Below are 20,672 nucleotides of genomic sequence, written 5' to 3'. Positions count from 1 at the left end.
AACCCATTAACCCAGGTAGCCAGCGCTACGGAACCAGTCGAGCGCTTCGCTCAGCCCTTGTTGATATGGCCGCGCCTGGTAGCCTAGCGCCAGGCGGGCTTTCTCCGAGCTGAAGAACATCCGGTACTTCGACATCGACAGGCCGTCCGCTGTCAGGAAAGGCTCCTTGCCGGTCATGCGCGCCACCGCCTCCGCCGCGTAGGCGAGCGGGTAAAGCGGCCAGCGCGGCAAGCGCATGGTTGGGGCACGCCGCCCCGTCATGGCAGCAATATCGGCCAGCATCTGTTGCAGGCCCACGTCCTGCCCGCCGAGGATGTAGCGTTCGCCGGTCACGCCGCGCGCCAGCGCCTGCATATGGCCTTCGGCCACGTCGTCCACATGCACCAGGTTGAGGCCGGTATCGACGAAGGCGGGAATCTTGCCGGTGGCGGCCTCTACGATGATGCGGCCCGTGGGCGTGGGCCGCACGTCACGCGGGCCGATCGGCGTGGAGGGGTTGACGATCACGGCAGGAAGCCCGTCGCGGGCCACCATGCGCTCCACCACGCGTTCGGCCAGCACCTTGCTGCGCTTGTAGGCGCCAATCGCCTCATGGCCGGCCATGGCGGCCTCTTCGGTCACCGGCGCGGTGGCGCCCGCGACGCGCAAGGTAGCCACGCTGCTGGTGTAGACGATGCGCTCGACCCCGCAAGCTAGTGCCGCACCCATCACCGTCTCGGTGCCAGCCACATTGGTGCGCACGATTTCCTCGGGATCCGGCGCCCACAGCCGGTAGTCCGCCGCCACGTGGAAGAGATAGCGCACCCCTCGGAGCGCGCTTTCCATGGCGCGCGCGTCGCGCATGTCGCCCTCGGCGATCTCCACGGGCAGGCCCTCCAGGTTGCGGCGCGGGCTGCCGGCGCGTACCATCGCCCGTACGCGAAAACCGCGCGCCAGTGCCTGCCGCGCCACTGCCGAGCCGAGAAAGCCGGATGCGCCCGTTACCAGGACGTAGTCCCCTGAACTCATTTCACCCACCGAAAAACCCTCAAAGTGTTGCTGGCTGTAGCCAGGTGCCAGGCAAAGGTTGCCGCACCGGTATATAGTAACCACCGTATGACGGGAAAGTGATTCCGGAATATCAACTTATGCTGAACCCGTTGACTGGGTCGGGGGGCCTATCTTTATGCAGGTGATTCTTGCTCAACCCCGCGGTTTTTGTGCTGGTGTGGTGCGCGCGATCGAGATTGTAGACCGTGCCCTCGTCAAACACGGAGCCCCGGTGTTCGTGCGACACGAAATCGTGCACAACAAGCACGTGGTCGAAGGGTTGAGACGCAAGGGCGCGCAATTTGTGGAAGAACTGGACGAAGTGCCGACCGGCGCCGTCACCATCTTCAGCGCGCATGGTGTCTCCAAGGATGTCGAGAGCGATGCCAGGACCCGCCAGCTGCACTCGATCGACGCGACCTGCCCGCTGGTGATCAAGGTCCACACCCAGGGGCGTCAGTACGCCGCCAGTGGCCGCACCGTGATCCTGATCGGCCATGCCGGCCATCCGGAGGTCGAGGGCACGATGGGGCAAATTCCCGGCAAGGTAATCCTGGTGCAGAGCGAGGCGGAAGTCGCACTGCTCGACCTGCCCGCAGACACCCCGGTTGCCTACGTGACCCAGACTACGCTCAGCGTGGACGACACACGTAATATAATTGCCGCCCTGAGCCGGCGTTTTGCCAATCTGGTCGGGCCGGATACGCGTGACATCTGCTACGCCACGCAAAACCGCCAAAGCGCCGTGCGCGAGCTCTCCAAGCAGGTGGAAGTGATCCTTGTGATCGGCGCCACCAATAGTTCCAACTCCAACCGCCTGCGTGAAATCGGCACGGAGAGCGGTGTGCCCAGCTATTTGATTGCCGATGGCAGCGAACTGAACCCCGAGTGGGTGCGCGGCGTCGAAGTCGTTGGGATCACGGCCGGCGCCTCCGCCCCCGAGGAAATGGTCAAGGACGTGATCGCCACGTTGCGCCAGCTCGGCCCGGTGGACGTATCGGTCATGGATGGCCGCGAGGAACACGCCGAATTCCGCTTGCCAGCCGAGCTGGCCGATCCGTCGCCGCGCAGGCAGGCAGCCGGCACGGCCACCGCCGAAGCCGCGCCGCAGCCGGACCCGCAAACCGCCGCTGGCTAACGCCCGGGCGCCCCTATAACAAGGAAGTACATTTTGGCCATTCCCTTTTTGCAGGTTGCCCGCGTGGGCGCCTATGTCGTCAAGCAGCACCTCTCGGGCAACAAGCGCTATCCGCTCGCGCTGATGCTCGAGCCGCTGTTCCGCTGCAACCTGGCCTGTAACGGCTGCGGCAAGATCGACTATCCGGATCCCATCCTGAACCAGCGCCTGTCCATCGAGCAGTGCCTGGGCGCGGTCGACGAATGCGGCGCACCGGTGGTGTCCATTGCCGGTGGCGAGCCGCTGCTGCACAAGGACATGCCCACCATCGTCAAGGGCATCATTGCGCGCCGCAAGTTTGTGTACCTGTGCACCAATGCGCTGCTGATGGAAAAGAAACTGGACCAGTACGAGCCGAGCCCGTACTTCGTCTGGTCGGTGCACCTGGACGGCGACCGCGAGATGCACGACCGCTCGGTGAGCCAGGAAGGCGTGTACGACCGTTGCGTCGAAGCCATCGCCGCGGCCAAGAAGCGCGGCTTCCGCGTCAACATCAACTGCACGCTGTTCAACGATGCCGAGCCGGAAAAGGTCGCCCGCTTCTTCGACTCCGTGAAGGCCATGGGCGTGGACGGCATCACCGTCTCGCCGGGCTACGCCTACGAGCGCGCGCCCGACCAGCAGCACTTCCTGAACCGCGGCAAGACCCGCCAGCTGTTCCGCGACATCCTGTCGCGCGGCCGCGCCGGCAAGAACTGGGCGTTCAGCCAGTCCACGCTGTTCCTGGATTTCCTGGCCGGCAACCAGACCTACAAGTGCACGCCCTGGGGCAATCCGGCGCGCACCGTGTTCGGCTGGCAGCGTCCGTGCTACCTGCTGGGCGAAGGCTACGTCGACACCTTCAAGGAACTGATGGAAGGCACCGACTGGGACGCCTATGGCGTGGGCCACTACGAGAAGTGTGCCGACTGCATGGTCCATAGCGGCTTTGAGGCCACCGCGGTAGCGGACACCATCGCGCACCCGCTCAAGGCGTTGGGCGTGAGCCTGCGCGGCGTGCGTACGTCGGGCCCGATGGCACCGGATATCGACCTGACCCAGCAGCGCCCGGCCGAGTACGTGTTCTCGAAGCACGTGGAGATCAAGCTCGAAGAGATCGGCCGCGCGAAGCCTTCCAAAGCAGCCAACGACGCCGCGGCACGCAAGGCCGCTGCGCACTAAGCCGAAGGCCGGCCAGCAAAAAGGCTCGCCCCCGGGTACCGCGCGTACCCGGGGGCGAGCCTTTTGTGTCTGGCGTTGTCGCTGACGCGCTGGCTCAGGCCCGGCGCTCAGGCGTCGGCGGACTGGCGTGCGTTGTGGTTGGCCAGGTACTTGAGCAGGCCGTCGATGCCGTTGCGCGCGACGATATCGGCGAACTGGCGGCGGTACACCTCGATCAGCCAGGCGCCCATCATGTTGATGTCGTAGATCTTCCAGCCGTTGCCGCTGCGCTGCAGGCGGTAATCGATCTGCATTTCATCGCCGTTGTTCAGCACGCGTGTCTCCACCACGACATCCGTGGCGCCGCTGGCGGCCAGCGTCGGCTTGTAGCTGAACTTCACGTTCTGCTCGCGCAGTTGCGACAGCGAGACCGCGTAGCTGCGCACCAGCAAGGTCTGGAACTGCTCGTACAGCTGCTTTTGCTGCTCGGGCGTGGCATTGCGCCAGGCGCTGCCGACCGCCAGCCGGGTGGTGCGCTCAAAATCGGCGTACGGCAGGAACTGGCGCTGCACGACCGCGGTGATCTTGGCGAGGTCGCCGTTGCGGGTGTCGGGGCTGGACTGGATGGTGCCGATCACGCCCTCGACCGCCGCACGTACCAGGCGGTCCGGCGAGGACCTGTCAACCGTTTGCGCTTGCGCGGGGCAAACCATGGCCACTGCGGCAAGCGGAACGAGGGGGATGAGGGGAACGAGGGCCTGGAAAGCAATACCGTGTTTCTTCATGCGAATTTGGACCTGAAAATGCCAGTCGGTTCGCCGCCGGCAACGCCCGGCAGACTTGCCAGGAAAATCAAACAGGAAATGCGCCGCGCTGCGCCGCTGCAGGGCTGCAGCCCGGTCCGCGCGCACGTGCCGGGGCAGTATAGCGCACCGGCGCGCGCGCTCCGCGCAGCGCCACACCGCGCCGTCCCGTTATACTCGCGGCTGCCACTTTGCGCCCTGCTTTGCGCCTTTGACTACGCGCGTCATTGCGCACCACACCGTTACTGCTCCCTATATCGCCCATGTTGACGTCGTTGGTCATCCGCATTGTCCAGTTTTCCACCCGCCGCGCATGGCCCGTCATCGCGCTGGCGTTGCTGCTGACCCTCGTCAGCGGCGCCTATGTGGCCGGCCATTTCGCCATCAATACCGATATCAGCCGCCTGCTCGAGTCGGACCAGCCCTGGGCGCGCCGCGATGCCGCCGTAAGCGCCGCGTTTCCCCAACGCGACCAGATGATCCTGGCGGTGGTACAGGCGCCGGCGCCCGAGCTGGCGAACGCCGCCGCCAATGAGCTGGCTGACGCGCTCGCCAAGCAAGGCAAGCTCTTTCGCGCCGTCAGCCAGCCCGGTGGCGGCGAATTCTTCGAACGCAACGGCCTGCTCTTCGTCGATACCGCCAAGCTGCGCGACGTTACGTCGGAGCTGACCCAGGCGCGGCCGCTCCTGAACGCGCTGGCGCACGACCCGACCCTGCGCGGCCTTTCCGATACGCTATCGACCACGCTGTCGCTGCCGCTGCAACTGGGCCAGGTCAAACTGGGCGACATGGCCAAGCTGCTCGGCAAGAGCGCGGATACGGTCGACCGGGTACTCGCTGGCAAGCCGGGCGCCTTGTCCTGGACCGGGCTGGTGGATTCGAGCCAGGAGCCCGCCCCGGGCCACCCCGCCACGGCGTTCGTCGCGCTCAGCCCCGTGCTTGACTACGCTGGCCTGCAGGCCGGCGCGGATGCCGCCGATGCCATCCGCGCCACGGCCACCAAGCTGGGCCTGGCACAGCGCTACGGCGCCCAGGTACGCCTGACCGGCTCGCAGGCGCTGGCCGACGACGAGTTTGCCTCGGTCAAGGAAGGCGCGGCCTTCAATGGCGCGCTGACGGTGCTGGTGGTGATCCTGATCCTGTGGCTGGCGTTGCGCTCCAAGCGCCTGATCCTGGCCGTGCTGGCCAGCCTGGCGGTCGGACTGGCCATCACCGCGGCCCTCGGGCTGGCCATGGTGGGCGCGCTCAACATGATCTCCGTGGCCTTTGCCGTGCTGTTTGTCGGCCTGGGCGTGGATTTCGGCATCCAGTTTGGCGTGCGCTACCGCGCCGAGCGCCATGTGCATACCGATATCCCGGACGCGCTGGCCAGCACGGCGCGGGCAGTCGGCGTGCCGCTGGCGCTGGCCGCGGCTTCCACCGCGGCGGCCTTCTTCTGCTTCCTGCCCACCAACTATCGCGGCGTGGCCGAGCTGGGCCAGATCGCCGGCGTGGGCATGCTGGTGGCGTTCCTCACCACCATCACGCTGTTGCCCGCCCTGATCACCGTGTTCCGCCCGAAGGACGAAGTGGGACGGGTCAAAGTGCCTGGCTTTAAATGGCTGGCGCCCGCCGACGATTTCTTCGAGCGCAATCGCAAGCGCGTACTGCTTGCAACCGGCGCCCTGATTCTGGCGGGGTCGCCGCTGCTGATGCACCTGCGCTTCGACTTCGATCCGCTGCACCTCAAGGATCCGCATTCCGAGTCGATGGCCACCTTGCTCTCGCTCAAGGACGCGCCCCAGGCAGGCACCGACAACGTCAGCGTGCTGGCGCCCTCGCTGGCCGCCGCGCAGGACGCCGCCGCCCGCCTGGCAGCGCTGCCGGAAGTCTCGCGCGCCGTCACGCTGCAGACCTTCATCCCCGACGACCAGCCAGCGCGGCTCGCCTTGATCGCCGCCGCTTCGGCCAGCCTGATGCCGGTGCTGACGCAGGCAACGGCCACCCCTGCCAACGATGCCAGGCTAGTCAATTCGCTCAAGAACGCGGCACGCCAGCTCGCGCTTGCCGCGGACGAGCACCCCGGCCCGGGCGCCGCCGAGGCGGCGCGCCTGGCAGCCTCGCTGCGAAAACTGGCCGCCGCGGACGCGGCCACGCGCGAGCGCGCCGAGCAAGCCATCGCCCAGCCGCTGCGCCTGGCGCTGGCGCGGCTGCAGCGCGCGCTAGCGCCACAGCCGATCGCCCGCGAAACCCTGCCGCCGGCACTGGTGCGCGACTGGGTTGCCCCGGATGGCCAGGCGCTCGTCAGCGTGAGCCCCAAGCTTCCCGTCGCGGCCACGCCGGGAGACGCCTCCAGCACCGGCGACAGCGATGCGCGCGACGCCGCGCTCACGCGCTTTATCGACGCCGTCCAGCGCGTCGAGCCCACCGCGGTTGGCGGCCCGATCTCGATCCGAGGCTCCGCCGACACCATCATGACAGCCTTTGCCCAGGCCGGCGTGTGGGCCGTGCTGTCGATCACGCTGCTGCTGTGGATCACGCTGCGCCGCGTGGGTGATGTGCTGCGCACGCTGGTGCCGCTGCTGGTGTCCGCGCTGGTGACGCTGGAGCTGTGCGTGGTGTTCGGTATTCCGCTCAATTTCGCCAACGTGATCGCGCTGCCACTGCTGTTCGGCATCGGCGTGGCCTTCAAGATCTACTACGTGATCGCGTGGCGCGAGGGCAAGACCCAACTGCTGCAATCCCCGCTGACGCACGCCGTGCTGTTCAGCGCCGCCACCACCGCCGCCGCCTTCGGCAGCCTGTGGCTGTCCCAGCATCCGGGCACGGCCAGCATGGGCAAATTGCTGGCACTCGCGCTAGCATGCACGCTGGTCGGTGCCGTATTCTTTCAGCCGATCCTGATGGGGCGGCCGCGCGAGCGGTCGGCCCCCGCCACCGGTCCGGCCCATTGATGTCTCGTCTCCATAGAACAATGACTCACCCCGACTCTCGCCTCTCTCGCCTCCTGCCGGCGCTCTCTTTCTCGCTGTTGGTCACAGCCTGCGCCAGCGGCCCGCAAGCCAGCCCTGACGACCCCCTGGAGCCGCTCAACCGCGTTGTCTTCAAGGTCAACGACAAGGCCGACGAGTACGTCGCGACGCCGCTGGCCAAGGGCTACCGCGCCGTCACGCCGCAACCGGTGCGCACGGCGGTCACCAATTTCTATTCGAACCTCGCCGACGTCGGCAATACGGTCAACAACCTGCTGCAAGGCAAGGGCGTGGATGCGGCGGAAAGCTTCATGCGGGTGGCGGTGAACTCCGTGCTGGGCATTGGCGGCCTGATCGATATCGCCACGCCCGCCGGCATCGGCAAGCACTCCCAGGACTTCGGGCTGACGCTCGGCGTTTGGGGCGTGCCGGCCGGCCCGTACCTGGTCCTGCCGCTGTTCGGCCCCAGCTCGGTCCGCGACGGCGTTGGGCTGTATGTGAACTTCCAGCTGTCCCCGACCACGTGGGTGAACGATGAAGGCGTGAAGTGGGGCCTGTGGGGCCTGGGCTTCCTGGACGCACGGACCAATGCGCTTGGCGCGACCGATCTGCTGTCGCTGGCGGCGCTGGATAAGTACAGCTTTGTGCGCGATGCATACCGCCAGCGCAGGCAGTACCTGATCCAGGGCGGTGGAGGGAAGCTGCCGGACTATGAGGATACCGAAGCGCCGGCCGAAAGCGCGGCGCCTGCGCCTGGCGCACCGGGGGCGCCGGCCACCACCCCCGCGCCTGCCGGCGCGGAAGACAAAACACCCGAAGGCGAAGCGAAGAAGCCCTGAGCCTGGCTTGACCCTGTCTGGCTGGCTCTGGCCTTAATCCGGGCCTTAATCCGGGCCTAAGCCAAACCCCATCCCCACCCTGCCCCTGGCGGCCAGCAGCGCAAGCCTGGCCAGCCTCGCATCCCTGCCCAGCCGGATCAGGTCCGGCACCTGTCCCGGCCCCGCCAGCAGCGCCTTGAGCAATGCCCAGATGTCGGTGCTGCCATCGGGACCCATGCCGGCCACCGCGGCGGGCGGCACTTCCCGCTGCGCGGGATCGATCACCACCCGGCAGGCGGCGAACGGCAGCCCGAATTCCTCGGCGACACGCGCTGCGATATGCGATTCCATGTCGACCGCCAGCGCACCGGTGGCCGCATGCAACGCCGTCTTGGCCGCCACCGAGGTCACAGCCTGGTCAGCGCCGGCAAGCACGCCGGAAATGGCCTCGGGCAAGGCAAGCGAAAGCGAGCGCGACCAACTGGCGTCAACGGGCCGCAATCGATTCCCATCATGGATGGCAGAGGCGACGATCACCCGGCCGGGCAACAGCGCGGGATCCAGCCCGCCGGCCACGCCAAAGCTGATCACGCCGGCGCAGGGATGCGCCAGGCGTTGCCGCAGGCCTTGCGCCAAGGCTTCGGCGCGCAGGCCGTGCAGGGTTTCAACGCCGGGGCCGGCGGCGATGCCGGCCTCGAAGCGCATGCCAGTCACCACCAGCGTGGGACCGGCATGGCGTTGCGGCAAGCTTGGCGCCGTCACATCCCCCACGCCACTGCCCGCGTGCCGTCGCGGCGCAGGTTGCGGTAGCGCGCCAGTGCCCACAGCGGGAAGAAGCGCGCGTAGCCGTGGTAGCGCAGGTAGAACACGCGGGGGAAGCCCACCGCGGTGAAGCGCGCCTCGCTCCACAGGCCGTCGGCCTGCTGCATGCGCATGAGGTAGTCCACACCACGCGCCACGGCCGGATGATCGACCTGGCCCGCGGCCATCAGGCCCAGCACCGCCCAGGCGGTTTGCGACGGCACGCTCGGCGCGGTCTCGTAGCCCTGGTAGTCGAGGCGGTAGCTGCTGCCGTCCTCGCCCCAGCCGCCGTCAGCGTTCTGGATCGAGATCAGCCAGTCGGCGGCGCGGCGCATTTCCGGCGCTTCGGGCGCCATGCCGGCCGCATTGAGCGCACACAGCGCGCTCCACGTGCCGTAGACATAGTTCGTGCCCCAGCGGCCATACCAGCTGCCGTCGGCCATCTGCTCGTCGAGCAGGTAACGCTGGGCGCGCCGGAAGGCTTCGCTGCTGGCCGCGGTCTCGCCCAGTTGGGCGAGCATCGACAGACAGCGCGCCGACACGTCGGCGGTGGGCGGATCGAGCAAGGCACCATGATCCGCGAACGGGATATTGTTCAGGTACTCATGCGTGTTCTCGGGCTCGAACGCGCCCCAGCCGCCGTTGCCGCTCTGCATGCCCGCCACCCACTCGCGCGCGCGGCTGACAGCCTCTTCGTAGCGTGAACGATGGCTGGCCGGTGCCACAGCCGGCGCGGCTGCGCCGGTGCGCGCCGCGCGGTCCATGGCCATCGCCACCACGGCGGTGTCGTCCACGTCCGGGTAATGCGGGTTGGCGTACTGGAAAGCCCAGCCGCCGGGACGCACGTCGGGGCGCCGCACGATCCAGTCGCCGCGCACGTCCAGCACCTGCAGCGGGCGCAGCCATTGCAAGCCGCGCTCAACGGCCGCCTCGGCGCGCGGGCCGCCCACTTCCAGCAAGGCGTGGCTGACCAGCGAGGTGTCCCACACCGGCGACAGGCACGGCTGGCAATAGGCCTCGTCGCCATGCACCACCAGCAGCTTCTCGATGGAGGCGCGGGCCACCGCCACATCGGGATCGGTGCGCGGCACGCCGAGCACGTCGAACATCATCACGGCATTCGCCATGGCCGGAAAGATCGCACCCAGGCCATCCTCGCCGTTCAGGCGTTCGCGCACGAACTTCTCGGCGCGGGCGATGGCGCGCGCGCGCAGGCTGCGGGGGAACAATGGCTCCGCCACGCGCAAGCCGGCGTCGAGCACACGGAACAAGCCGAACCACACGCGCTTCTGGTGCGGCGCGCGCGGGGCCAGCCGGGCTGCCTGGCAAGGACGGATAAACAATTCGTCGATGCCCACGCCACGCGGGTTCCTGGCCTGGGGACGCAGGCTGTTGAGCACCAGCAGCGGCACGATCACCGTGCGGGCCCAGTACGCGACCTTGGACAGGTGGAACGGGAACCACAGCGGCAGCAACATGATCTCCACCGGCATCATCGGCACCGCCTGCCACGGCATCACGCCGTACAGCGCGAGCAGCGTGCGGGTGAAGACATTGCTGGCCTCGGCGCCGCCCATCCCGTGGATGGCGGCGCGGGCACGGCGCATAGGCTCCGACTCGGTGTCGTCGCCAATCATCTTGAGCGCGAAATACGCCTTCACGCTGGCGCTGATGTCCGAGCGGCCCTGATGGAACAGCGGCCAGCCGCCATCGGCGTTCTGGATGCGGCGCAGGTAACGCGCGATACGGGCTTCCAGCACGGTATCCGGGGTCTCGCCCAGGTAGTGCACCAGCAGTACATATTCCGCCGGAATCGTGGCGTCGGCCTCCAGCTCGAACACCCAGTGGCCATCCGGCCGCTGGCTCGCCAGCAAGGCGTCAAGCGCGCGGTCAAGCGTGCCCTCCAGCTCATCTTGCGCGGGCTCATTCGAATTGGGGGATAGTGCAACTTGGCTCATCGGTTTCGATGTCCTCTTTTCAACAACGCAATTACGGCAATGCCGCACGCGGCCGTCAGCGGCCTTGTGCGGCAGTCAATCGGCGGGACCACCTCAGACGAGGCCATGCCGCAGCAAAATCCATAACAATCGCGGCCGCGGCACGCGCACCCGCGCACGCGGAGCAGCCCAGCCGCGTGCCAGCAAACCCTGCAGGATCACGTGGTAGACCTCGCCCATGATGCGCGGCGAACGGACCGTGCGGCGCGGCGCCGCGTTCATGATGGCGAATGCCTGGTCGTAGTACGCCTGCGCCTGCTGCGCGACGTCCAGGCACGCGCGGCCAACGGCGGGATGCCCGACGATGGCATGCGGCGCGCCGATCGGCACGCCCGCGCCCAGCAGCGCTTCGGCCGGCAGGTACACACGGCCCAGCTCCGCGTCTTCGTCGATATCGCGCAGGATATTGGTCAATTGCAACGCGCGGCCAAGGTGATGCGCCAGCGCTACGCCGGCATCGCGCTCCATACCGAACACACGCACGGCAAGGCGCCCCACCGCACTGGCCACGCGGTCGCAATAGAGATCCAGCGTAGCGTTGTCGGGGGCGCGGATATCCGCGTGCACGTCCATGGCCATGCCATCGATGACGGCGAGGAAATCCTCCTGCTGCAAGCCGAAGCGCTGAATCTGGGCAGCCAGCCCGCGCAATGCCGCCGGCGGCGTGCCGGCATAGCACGCGGCAAGATCGGCGCGCCAGGCGTCAAGCCCGGCAAGGCGCGTGGCGCGCGGGCCATCGCCATCGGCAATATCGTCCACCGCACGGCAAAAGCCATAGATCTCGAACATCGCCTCGCGTTGCGCGGCGGGCAGGATCTTGAGGGCGGTATGGAATGAGCTGCCGGACGATACGGCATGGCCCGCTTGCGGGACGGTTTGCACTGCGATTTCTGTTCCGGCCACGTAACTCCTCGTCACGCGTTGGACCGCCGTGCTGCTTTGCTGCCTGGGCCTGGCTTGTCGCCACAGCCCGGCACGCAGCGCCAGGCGGCATGTTTGGGGTAGTGGGCGATTATACCAACTCCGGCCATGGGCTCAGGCACCAGCCGAAGAAGGGGGTTGGAGGAGGGTGTGCCGTGCAGGCCACCGCCAGCGCCACCGGGGCTGGCGCTGGCCTAGCGCGCGCGGCACCGCGTTCAGATTGGCTGGCGAGCGCCTATTTAACGCGCTGGCTGGCGCGGCGGCGCTCCATCACGAACCTGCCGCGCCTTGGATCGTAGCGCGCTATTTCGATGTAGTTAGCATCGTTTAGCGGGTTGTTATCGCATTCCATGGCACCCGCGCCACTTGCTGCAACCTGCGCGGCCAGCGCACGCTCGGCCTCGGCGGCGGCACGCATGCGGCGCAGGTCGGCCAGCACAGACGGCGAGATGCGATCGAGCAGACGGCTGGACCTTAGCTTGTTCATGGCGGCCTTCCTCGAAGGGATGGCGCCAGTGTAGGCCCGTGGTACGGCCGTTTAATGTGCCCTGGACCACGCACCGGAGCATTTTTTGCGCCGTGGCTGGCGCGCGAGCCACTCCGGTGCCGCCAGCCGGCAGGCAGGAAACGTGCTCAGAACCCCAGCGGATAGCCGTCCTTGCGGTGGTCCGAAGCCGCCGCGTAGCCATCCTCCATGCGCATCGCGATCTGCGCGCCGCCGAATTCGAGGTTGCCCTGCGGCGCCACGTCCACCTTGTGGCCGCGCGCGCGCAAGCCTTCCACGGTGGCGGCGGGGCAATTCCACTCCACCGCGATGGTGGCGTTGTCGTCCAGCACGCGCCAGCGAGGCGCATCGCACGCGGCTTGCGGGTTCTGTCCGAAATCCGCGAGCCGGCTGGCCATTTGCAGGTGGCCTTGCGCCTGCATCGAGCCGCCCATCACGCCGAAGCTGGCCAGCGGCGCGCCCTTGCGCATCAGGAAGCCAGGGATGATGGTGTGGAACGGCCGCTTGCCAGGGCTCACCTGGTTGGGGTGGCCCGGCTTGAGATTGAAGCCCCAGCCACGGTTATGCAGCGCAATGCCGGTGCCGGGCACGACCACGCCGGAGCCGAAGCCTTTGAAGTTGGACTGGATGTACGACACCATCATGCCGCTCTTGTCCGCCGTGGTCAGGTACACGGTGCCGCCGCTGTGGGGCTTGCCCGGGCCGGCTGCCGCCGCGCGCTCCGGGTCGATGGCCTTGGCGCGGCTGGCCAGGTAGGCGCGATCGAGCAGGTGGGCGGCCTGCACCTCGGTCATTGCCGTAGGGTCGCCCACATACGCGTGCAGATCGGCAAACGCCAGCTTCATGGCTTCCACCTGCACATGGATAGCGGCGGCGGAGTCCACGCCCATTGCCGCGACATCGAAATGCTCCAGCATGCCCAGCGCCATCAGCGCGCCGATGCCCTGCCCGTTCGGGCCGATCTCGAACAACTCCAGGTCGCGATAGGACATGCTGATCGGCTGGACCCAGTCAGCGCGATGGGCGGCCAGGTCGGCCTCGGTGATCAGCCCGCCAGTGGCGCGCGCATGCGCGGCGATACGGCCGGCCAGCTCACCGTGATAGAAATCGTCGCCCTTGGTCTGGGCGATGCGCGCCAGCGTCTGCGCCTGGCCCGCGCAGATGAAGCGCTCGCCCGGCAGCGGCGCGCGCCCGTTCGGCGCGAAGGCGTCGGCAAAGCCCGGCTTGTCGATCAGCACGGGCACCTGCGCCTGCCACTGGCGGTGCACGGTGTGCGAGACCAGGAACCCGTTGCGCGCGTATTCCAGCGCGGGCTCGAAGAGCTCGGCAAACGGCAGGCTGCCGAACTTTTCCCAGGTGGCGCGCCAGCCGGAAACGGCGCCAGGCACGGTCACGGTGTCCCAGCCGTTGACCGGCATGCTGCCGTAGCGCGAGAAATACTCGGGCGTCCACGCCGCCGGCGCCCGTCCACTGGCGTTCAAGCCATGCAGCTCCTTGCCATCCCAGATCAGCGCAAAGGCATCGCCGCCGATCCCGTTCATACACGGCTCGACCACGGTCAGCGCGATCGCCGTGGCCAGCGCCGCGTCCACGGCGTTGCCGCCGCGGGCCAGCATGCGTAGGCCTGCCGCGGCCGCCAGCGGCTGCGAGGTGGCCACCACGTTGTCGGCCAGCACGGGCACGCGTTGCGAAGGATAGGGGAAATTCCAGAAATTGGTCATGGCTTTGCGAGGCTCCGAGGGTTGGGGGTTCTGGCCAGCGGCTTGCACGGCAGCGCCGGCCAGATGCGTTTGTGCTTTGTTCTTGCGCGGCGGCTACTCGATCTTGACGTTGGCCGCGCGCGCCACCTTCTCCCACGCGCGCATCTCGTCGCCGATCATGCGGCCAAACGGCTCGGGCGCGGTGTACTTGATCTGCACGCCCTGTGCTTCCATGGCCGCAGCCAGCTCCGGCGCGGCCAGCACTTCTTTCATCGCGGCGGAAAGTTGCTTGAGCACCTGGGGCGGCGTGCCCTTGGGCGCAACCAGGCCGAACAGGTTGTCGGCACGGAAGTCTCGGATGCCGGCCTCGGTCACCGTCTGGGCATCGGGCAAGGAGCTCAGACGATGCTCGGACGCCACCGCCAGCAACCGCAGCTTGCCGGATTTCACGTGCGGCAGGGCCGAGGGAATGCTGTCGAACATCATGCTCGCCCGGCCTGCCATCAGGTCCGGCAGCGCGAAGGCGCTGCCCTTGTACGGCACGTGCACCACGTCCACGCCGGTACGCAGCTTGAACAGCTCCGACTCCAGGTGCGACAACGTGCCGGAGCCCTGCGAGGCAAAGTTGTACTTGCCGGGAGACGCCTTGAGCAGGCTGACCAGCTCAGGCACCGAATGCGCCGGCAACGAGGCCGGCACCACCAGGATATGCGGCACGGTGCCGATGCCGGCAATGGGCACGAAATCGCGGGCGAGGCTGGCGGGCTGGTTGCTATACGTCGCAGCCGCGATGGCGGCATTGCTGACAGCGGCCAGGTAGAGCGTATAGCCATCGGGCGCGGCCTTGGCCGCGAAGCTCATGCCGATAGCCCCGCCAGCGCCGGGGCGGTTGTCCACCACCACCGGTTGCTTGAGCACGGTGGACAGGCGCTGGCCCACCGCGCGCGCCAGCACATCGGTGGCGCCGGACGGCGGGAAGGACAGCACCAGCTGGACCGCGTGGTCCGGGTAGTCCGCTGCGGCGGCTGGCGTGGCGGTGGCAGCGGCGCCCGCGGCCAGCGCCAGCAGCAGGCCAGCTTGTGCCCGCTTGCCCCCACGGAAGAGACGGGCTGGCCCCTGCAACGTGCGGGTACGGTAAAGCGACTGGATAAACATGATCAGGGTAGCTCCGGATAGCGTCGAAGACGTTAACTGCCGAGGTAGAGTCGGAACGGTCCGGGGCGCAGCCGCTTTGGCTGCCGGCTTGTTTGCGCGCCCCTGTCATGCTGGATCTGGCTTCGCCTTGGGGCGAGATTGACTGACGGGAAGCGCAGATTTTAGGCCCGCCCGGCGGCCACCGGAATGCGGATCGGCCATAGAGCTATGCGAAAATGGAATACGCATTGCGTGCCACGGCCTGGCGCCCTTGGCAGGCCAAGCCGGCGGCAGGCTTTCCCTCACCGTTCCGACGCTTCCGAAGGCACATCCCATGCAGCTGAAATGGATCGACGACCTGCTGGTCCTGGAGAAGACGCGCAGCTTCTCGCGCGCCGCCGAGTTGCGGCATATCACGCAGTCGGCACTGTCACGGCGCATCCGCTCGCTGGAGGACTGGGCCGGCGCGGTGCTGGTCGACCGCAACACCTTCCCCATGGACCTGACCCCGGCCGGCAAAACCTTCTGCACCAGCGGGCGCGAGGCACTCACGCTGCTGATGGAGGCACGTGCCACGCTGCGCCAGGAAAGCCGCATGCCGGGCAAGGCCATCCAGATCGCCGCCGGGCATACCTTGTCGCTGACCTTCCTGCCGGGCTGGCTCAAGGCATGCCAGAAGCGCTACGGCCAGTTCAATGCCCGGGTCGTGGCCGCCAACGTGCTCGAAGCCGTGGTGGCGCTGTCGGAAGGCAACTGCGACCTGATGCTGGGCTACAACCATGCGCGGGTGCCGGTCTCGCTGGATCCGGACAAGTTCCGCAGCCTCACGGTCGGGCACGACGTGCTGATGCCGCTGTGCGCGCCCAATGCGCGCGGCGCCCCGCTGTTCCCGCTAGGCAGCAGTGGCGCCAAACCGATTCCCTACCTGGCCTATACGGCCAGCACCACGCTTGGGCGCATCGTCGAGGTGATCCTCGAAGACGCGCCGCCACGCCGTGCGCTGGCGCGTTGCTATGAGGCCGACATGGCAATCCTGTTGATGAAGATGGCCAGCGAAGGCCACGGCGTGGCCTGGCTGCCGCGCACCACCGCGGCCGATGCGCTCGCGGCGGGCACGCTGGTGCCGGCAGGAGACGCCGCGTGGTGCTCGGCATTCGATATCTGTGCGTATCGCGCCGCCCATGCCAGCAACCCTACCCTGCTGGAACTCTGGGAGGTGCTGGAGCGGCAAGCGCAATAACACTCATCGCTGCACCGCTCGCACCGCCGCGTCACCTATGCTGTATAGGTTTGAAAACTGCTGCGGGAGCACTGACACCATGGGCCTTCTTGGCATCCTGCTGGCCCTTGGCCTGCTGATCTGGCTGGCCTACCGGGGCTGGAGCATCCTGCTGGTGGCGCCGGCGGCGTCGCTGCTGGCCGCGGCCACGGCCGGCGAGCCCCTGCTGGCGCACTGGACCCAGACCTTCATGGGTAGCGCCGCGGGCTTCCTTGCCCAATTCTTCCCGTTGTTCCTGCTTGGCGCGCTGTTCGGCAAACTGATGGATGACAGCGGCTGCGTCAATGCCATCGCCGCATGGATGACGCTCACGCTCGGGCCACGGCGCGCCATCCTGGCGGTGGTGCTGGCCGGCGCGTTGGTCACCTACGGCGGCGTCAGCCTGTTCGTGGCCTTCTTCGTGCTAGCGCCGATGGCGCAAGCGCTGTTCGCCGCCGCGCAGATCCCGCGCCGGCTGATGCCGGCTGCGATTGCGCTGGGCACCTCCACCTTCACCATGTCCGCCCTGCCCGGCACGCCGGCCATCCAGAACGCGATCCCGATGCCGTTCTTCGGCACCACGCCGTTTGCCGCGCCGGGCCTGGGCGTGCTGGCGTCCGCCATCATGCTGGCCTTCGGCCTGTGGTGGCTCGCGCGCATGGAGCGCGGCGCGCGCCGCGCGGGCGAAGGCTTTGGCGACGAGGCGCTGGAATCCGCCGACCGTGCCGCTGGCGATGAACTGGTACGCGAGCGCGCCACGGTGGCCAATGCGTTCGATCCCGCCGAAGCGCGCCACGGCGCGCGCAGCGCCGAATGGCCGGCAGTGTGGAGCGCGTTCCTGCCCTTGGTGATGGTGGTGGCCGTGAACCTGGCGATGAGCTTGCTGGTGTTGCCCCGCTGGGACGCGAGCTACCTGGCGAACGAGCGCTGGGGCGGCACCAGCCTGGCGGCGCTGGGGGGCGTATGGGCGGTGCTGGTGGCGCTGGCAGCGGCCATCCTCTGCCTGCTGGCATTGCACCGCAAGCGCCTGGGCAAGCTGCGCGAGAGCATGGACGCGGGCGCCAATGCCGCCGTGCTGCCGGCAATCAGCGTGGCCAGCCTGGTGGGCTTTGGCTCGGTCGTGGCCGCCCTGCCGGCCTTTGAACTGGTGCGCGAATGGGTGTTATCGATCGCGGGCGGTCCACTGGTATCGCTGGCGGTGGCCACCAATGTGCTCGCCGCGCTGACTGGCTCGGCTTCGGGCGGGCTGACCATCGCCCTGCAGGCGCTGGGCGGCACTTACCTGCAGCTATCTGAGGTGACAGGCATCGACCCGGCCCTGATGCACAGGGTCGCCGTGATTGGCGCTGGCACACTGGACAGCCTGCCGCACAACGGCGCGGTGGTGACGCTGCTGGCGGTTTGCGGCACCACGCATCGCGAAAGCTATCGCGATATCGTGGTGGTTGGCGTCATCGGCCCGATCGCGGCGCTGGCGGCGGTCATCGCGCTCGGCGGCGCCTTCGGTTCGTTCTAGGCAGCTTCCGGGTAAAACGCGGCGCGGCGCTCAGGTGGTGGCCGCACGCGCGTAGCGCTGGCGCGGCACGGGCAGCGCCTTCAACTGCTCGCGGCGGATCCTGATGGCTTCCTCGTTGCCGCGCTTGACGGCGGCGCGCAGGTTCAGCACTGCCTTGCGGTACTTCTTCTTTTTTCTGACGCTGGTGGTAATGGCCATGGCGATCCGTTTCCTTCTCTCCAGGTGAGTTCCCGGGCGCGCGCCGCGCGCCCGGCCGAACTGCTAGTGGAAACCGTTTCCCCCGGATCGTCAAGACGCGGCGCCGCGTGGCTGGGCCATGCGTAAAGATCCGAATACCGCGCACGAGAATTTTCAGATCGGGGCGCGTTGCCCCGCCAGCGGGCGCGCCCCCTGCCTCAGCTACCTCAGGTGCCGGAAGCGACAGTCACGAACACGGGGTTCGAATAGAACCACAGGTCGTTGTAGTTGCGCGCGTTGATGGCGTTGAAGCGCGGCGTGTTCTCCGTCAGGTCCGTCTTCAGGTCGGGCAGCGGGTTGCCGTTGGCGGTCTCGCCCGGCACGTTCATGCCAAGATTGGTGCCGCGCAGCCGGAAGTACTGGCTCTTGGCCGCGTTGAAGGTGTAGGTCACCGTGTTGTAGCCGTCCTTGTCCAGCTTCCAGTCGGCCTTGGTGAAGGTGGCGATGACCTTGGTGGAGTCATTGGTGTCCTTGCTGTAGCCAGGCGTGCCGGGCAAGGCGCGCGGCGTGACGTCGCCGGCGATCAGGTCGATGTGGTCCACCGTGGGCTTGACGTTGACGTTGGCGCCGCTGTCCAGCGGGTACTCGAAGTTGTTGCGCTCCGGGCTCTTGAAGCGGATGGTCACCGTCACGCTGTCGCCGGCACGGGCCTTGAGCTCACCGCCCATCTCGCGTTTGGTGCCGCTCGCGGCCACGTTGAAGTCCAGCGCGTTGATGAGATCGCCGAACACCGAGAACGCCTTGCCGGCGCGTAATCCATCCACCACTGACTTGATGCCGGTCCCCTCCAGCCAGACGTAATTGCGGGCGTACTCGCCGGGGAAGTAGCCGCTGCTGAAAAGCCCGCCGGCGGTCTTGAAATGGTGGTCCGAATTCGCGATGTTCCAGAAGCGGCGGCCGTCGCCCAGCAGCGCGTCCCAGATCCCGCCGACCTGCGCGACCACGTAGTCCACGCCGCCGTAGGTGCGCGACTTGAGGTTCGCATCAACATAGCTGCTGTTATAGCCGCCGCGGTCGGGCTCCATCTGATTGCCGACCATGCCTTCCACCGCGAACGCGATGTTCGGCGCGAGGTCATTGAATTCGCGGTAGTCGGCGGCCGTGTACTTGCCTGGATTGCGCGACGGATGGTTGATCAGCGCGTAGCTGGTATCGGGGAAGTTGGTCTTGAGCCAGGTGAACGCCTGCACCGCATCGGCGTGGCTGGAGGCGGCGGTGCGCGGCGCCTTGGCGTTCCAGGCCGCCACGTCCGCCGGATCGAACATGGTGTCGGGGCGGCTGGTGAAGAAATACTCGAATTCGTTGGCGCCCTTGACCGCCGTTGCGAGTGCGGGCGAACCGCTGAAGATGCCCACGTTGACGTGATCGTGGGTGGGCATGTCCCACTCGAAGGTCGAGAAGATCAACTTGCCGGGGTAGCGGCCATCGGCCTGCAGTTGCTTGACGGCCGGGACTTCGTAGTTAGCCAGGCCCTTCGAGAATGGGATCGAGCCGCCTGGGATTGCCGTGCCCGTATTATCGCGATCCGACACGCGCAGGTGGTTCGACAAGGCCATCCAGTCGAGGTTGTTAGCAGTGAAGGCCTGGTCGAGCACCGTGGTGAGCGGGCTCTGCGCGTCGTTCGATTCGATGGTGTGGACGTGCAGGTCGCCGGTGGTCCACTTGCCGGTGACTTCGGCAACCGGCGGCGGCGTAACGGGCGTGACGGGCGTGCTCGGTGCGGCCGGCGCGGTGTTGGCGGATTGCTCGCCGTTGCCGTTGCAACCGTAGAAGCCGCCGGCGATGCACAAGGAGGCCGCTAGACCGAGGATGGATCTGGTGTGGCGCATTGGATTCGATTTCCCTGATGACTCTGTTTTGTATTGACCCGGCTGGTCCGCGCGTCTTTCGTCCGGGCGCGCTGGCAAGGCTCTTGTGGGCGCAGATAGTGATTGGCGTTCGTGACACAGAGGTGACGCAAAGACGACAAATCCAGCATTTGGGTAAATCGATACACTCAATTGGGAAAATCCGTATCACTGACACGACATTCTGACTTACAGAACGATCAATCGCATGCGCGAGGCCTCGCTTAATGCGCGCGTCATGCAAATCGGCTAGAGCGGAGAGAAGAAAGCGTCACTGCAGCGAAAGGCGATGGCCGATGCGGCAAGCACTATAGTGAAGACTGTTTCCACGCCGCCAGAAGGATGCCGCATGAACGCCAGCCTCTATCGCACCACCGCCGTGAAAATCCTGATCGCCGCGCTGCTACCGGTGGCAGCCGCGCATGCGCAGCTCGGGGACCTGCTCAAAGGCGCCACGCAGGGCGGCACCGAGAGTTCGTCCGGTGGCCTGAGCGGCCTGGGCAGCAGCCTGGGCGGGATGAGTGGAATGCCCTCGCTGCAATCGCTGAGTTCGGGCAGCACCGGCAATGTCGCCGGGATCCTGGAGTACTGCGTGAAGAACAACTACCTTGGCGGCGCCAGCGGCGCCGCCTCGGTCAAAGACAAGCTGCTGGGCAAGGTCGGCGGCGACTCTCCCACATCCGACGCCGGCTACACCAGCGGCGCCAAGGGCATCCTGAGCAGCAGCGATGGCAAGCAGTTCGACCTGAGCGGCGGCGGCCTCAAGGACCAGGTCACCAAGCAGGTCTGCGACAAGATCCTCGCGCAGGGCAAATCGCTGCTGTAGGGCCAGGCACGC

General features: G+C 67.3%; 17 protein-coding genes. 7 read left to right on the top strand and 10 right to left on the bottom strand.

Annotation, left to right across the window (positions count from 1 at the left end; all coding sequences use genetic code 11):
• Nucleotides 1-6: 6 nt before the first annotated feature.
• The gene (gene hpnA / locus AC07XB_RS25610) at nt 7-1,008 is read right to left on the bottom strand and encodes a hopanoid-associated sugar epimerase (protein ID WP_492373005.1); all 1,002 of its coding nucleotides are present in this window, start codon (nt 1,006-1,008) and stop codon (nt 7-9) included.
• 157 nt (nt 1,009-1,165) lie between these two features.
• Here hpnA and ispH point away from each other — a divergent pair, with 157 nt between their 5' ends.
• Together ispH and hpnH are read left to right on the top strand one after the other, a co-directional pair.
• Nucleotides 1,166-2,167 carry a 4-hydroxy-3-methylbut-2-enyl diphosphate reductase gene (gene ispH, locus AC07XB_RS25605; protein ID WP_492373006.1) on the top strand — a complete coding sequence of 334 codons (1,002 nt, stop codon included), beginning with the start codon at nt 1,166-1,168 and terminating at the stop codon, nt 2,165-2,167.
• 33 nt (nt 2,168-2,200) lie between these two features.
• Nucleotides 2,201-3,367: an adenosyl-hopene transferase HpnH gene (hpnH, locus tag AC07XB_RS25600; RefSeq protein WP_492373007.1), complete on the top strand. Its 1,167-nt coding sequence runs from the start codon at nt 2,201-2,203 to the stop codon at nt 3,365-3,367.
• 107 nt (nt 3,368-3,474) lie between these two features.
• Here hpnH and AC07XB_RS25595 read toward each other — a convergent pair whose 3' ends face one another.
• A complete protein-coding gene (locus tag AC07XB_RS25595) occupies nt 3,475-4,131 on the bottom strand; it encodes an MlaC/ttg2D family ABC transporter substrate-binding protein (protein ID WP_492373008.1) in 657 nt (218 codons plus the stop codon).
• Between the two features lie 281 nt (nt 4,132-4,412).
• Between AC07XB_RS25595 and hpnN the strand changes: the two genes are divergently transcribed.
• Both hpnN and AC07XB_RS25585 read left to right on the top strand, forming a co-directional pair.
• Nucleotides 4,413-7,082 (top strand): hopanoid transporter HpnN, encoded by a 2,670-nt coding sequence (gene hpnN, locus AC07XB_RS25590; RefSeq protein WP_492829652.1) that lies wholly within the window; start codon nt 4,413-4,415, stop codon nt 7,080-7,082.
• A 20-nt stretch (nt 7,083-7,102) separates the two neighbouring features.
• Complete coding sequence (locus AC07XB_RS25585) at nt 7,103-7,939, top strand: MlaA family lipoprotein (RefSeq protein WP_492829654.1); 837 nt, start codon at nt 7,103-7,105, stop codon at nt 7,937-7,939.
• A 45-nt stretch (nt 7,940-7,984) separates the two neighbouring features.
• Here AC07XB_RS25585 and AC07XB_RS25580 read toward each other — a convergent pair whose 3' ends face one another.
• The 6 genes from AC07XB_RS25580 to AC07XB_RS25555 form a co-directional block, all read right to left on the bottom strand.
• On the bottom strand, nt 7,985-8,665 hold the full coding sequence (locus AC07XB_RS25580; protein ID WP_492829656.1) for a phosphorylase: 681 nt from the start codon (nt 8,663-8,665) through the stop codon (nt 7,985-7,987).
• An 11-nt stretch (nt 8,666-8,676) separates the two neighbouring features.
• Nucleotides 8,677-10,677 (bottom strand): squalene--hopene cyclase, encoded by a 2,001-nt coding sequence (shc, locus tag AC07XB_RS25575; protein WP_492829658.1) that lies wholly within the window; start codon nt 10,675-10,677, stop codon nt 8,677-8,679.
• 93 nt (nt 10,678-10,770) lie between these two features.
• Nucleotides 10,771-11,619: a presqualene diphosphate synthase HpnD gene (gene hpnD / locus AC07XB_RS25570; RefSeq protein ID WP_492373013.1), complete on the bottom strand. Its 849-nt coding sequence runs from the start codon at nt 11,617-11,619 to the stop codon at nt 10,771-10,773.
• A gap of 253 nt (nt 11,620-11,872) precedes the next feature.
• The gene (locus AC07XB_RS25565) at nt 11,873-12,124 is read right to left on the bottom strand and encodes a hypothetical protein (protein ID WP_492373014.1); all 252 of its coding nucleotides are present in this window, start codon (nt 12,122-12,124) and stop codon (nt 11,873-11,875) included.
• Nucleotides 12,125-12,270: 146 nt separating this feature from the next.
• Entirely contained in the window at nt 12,271-13,863 is a 1,593-nt protein-coding gene (locus AC07XB_RS25560; protein WP_492373015.1) for a gamma-glutamyltransferase family protein, read from the bottom strand.
• Between the two features lie 93 nt (nt 13,864-13,956).
• Nucleotides 13,957-14,997: a Bug family tripartite tricarboxylate transporter substrate binding protein gene (locus AC07XB_RS25555; protein ID WP_492373016.1), complete on the bottom strand. Its 1,041-nt coding sequence runs from the start codon at nt 14,995-14,997 to the stop codon at nt 13,957-13,959.
• A 313-nt stretch (nt 14,998-15,310) separates the two neighbouring features.
• Between AC07XB_RS25555 and AC07XB_RS25550 the strand changes: the two genes are divergently transcribed.
• Both AC07XB_RS25550 and AC07XB_RS25545 read left to right on the top strand, forming a co-directional pair.
• Nucleotides 15,311-16,216: a LysR substrate-binding domain-containing protein gene (locus tag AC07XB_RS25550; RefSeq protein WP_492829661.1), complete on the top strand. Its 906-nt coding sequence runs from the start codon at nt 15,311-15,313 to the stop codon at nt 16,214-16,216.
• 79 nt (nt 16,217-16,295) lie between these two features.
• Complete coding sequence (locus AC07XB_RS25545; RefSeq protein WP_492373018.1) at nt 16,296-17,750, top strand: GntP family permease; 1,455 nt, start codon at nt 16,296-16,298, stop codon at nt 17,748-17,750.
• Between the two features lie 30 nt (nt 17,751-17,780).
• Here the strand turns inward: AC07XB_RS25545 and AC07XB_RS25540 are convergent, their stop codons facing one another.
• Both AC07XB_RS25540 and AC07XB_RS25535 read right to left on the bottom strand, forming a co-directional pair.
• Nucleotides 17,781-17,948, bottom strand: a complete 168-nt coding sequence (locus tag AC07XB_RS25540; protein ID WP_492829664.1) for a hypothetical protein — start codon at nt 17,946-17,948, stop codon at nt 17,781-17,783.
• A gap of 206 nt (nt 17,949-18,154) precedes the next feature.
• Complete coding sequence (locus AC07XB_RS25535) at nt 18,155-19,816, bottom strand: S-layer protein (RefSeq protein ID WP_492373019.1); 1,662 nt, start codon at nt 19,814-19,816, stop codon at nt 18,155-18,157.
• A gap of 367 nt (nt 19,817-20,183) precedes the next feature.
• Between AC07XB_RS25535 and AC07XB_RS25530 the strand changes: the two genes are divergently transcribed.
• Nucleotides 20,184-20,660 carry a YjjA family protein gene (locus tag AC07XB_RS25530; protein WP_174428084.1) on the top strand — a complete coding sequence of 159 codons (477 nt, stop codon included), beginning with the start codon at nt 20,184-20,186 and terminating at the stop codon, nt 20,658-20,660.
• Nucleotides 20,661-20,672: the final 12 nt, after the last annotated feature.

The organism is Cupriavidus sp. GW821-FHT02F09 (assembly GCF_059421605.1).
The sequence above is the reverse complement of the archived record's forward strand: the minus strand, read 5'-3'. Positions and strand labels throughout refer to the sequence as shown.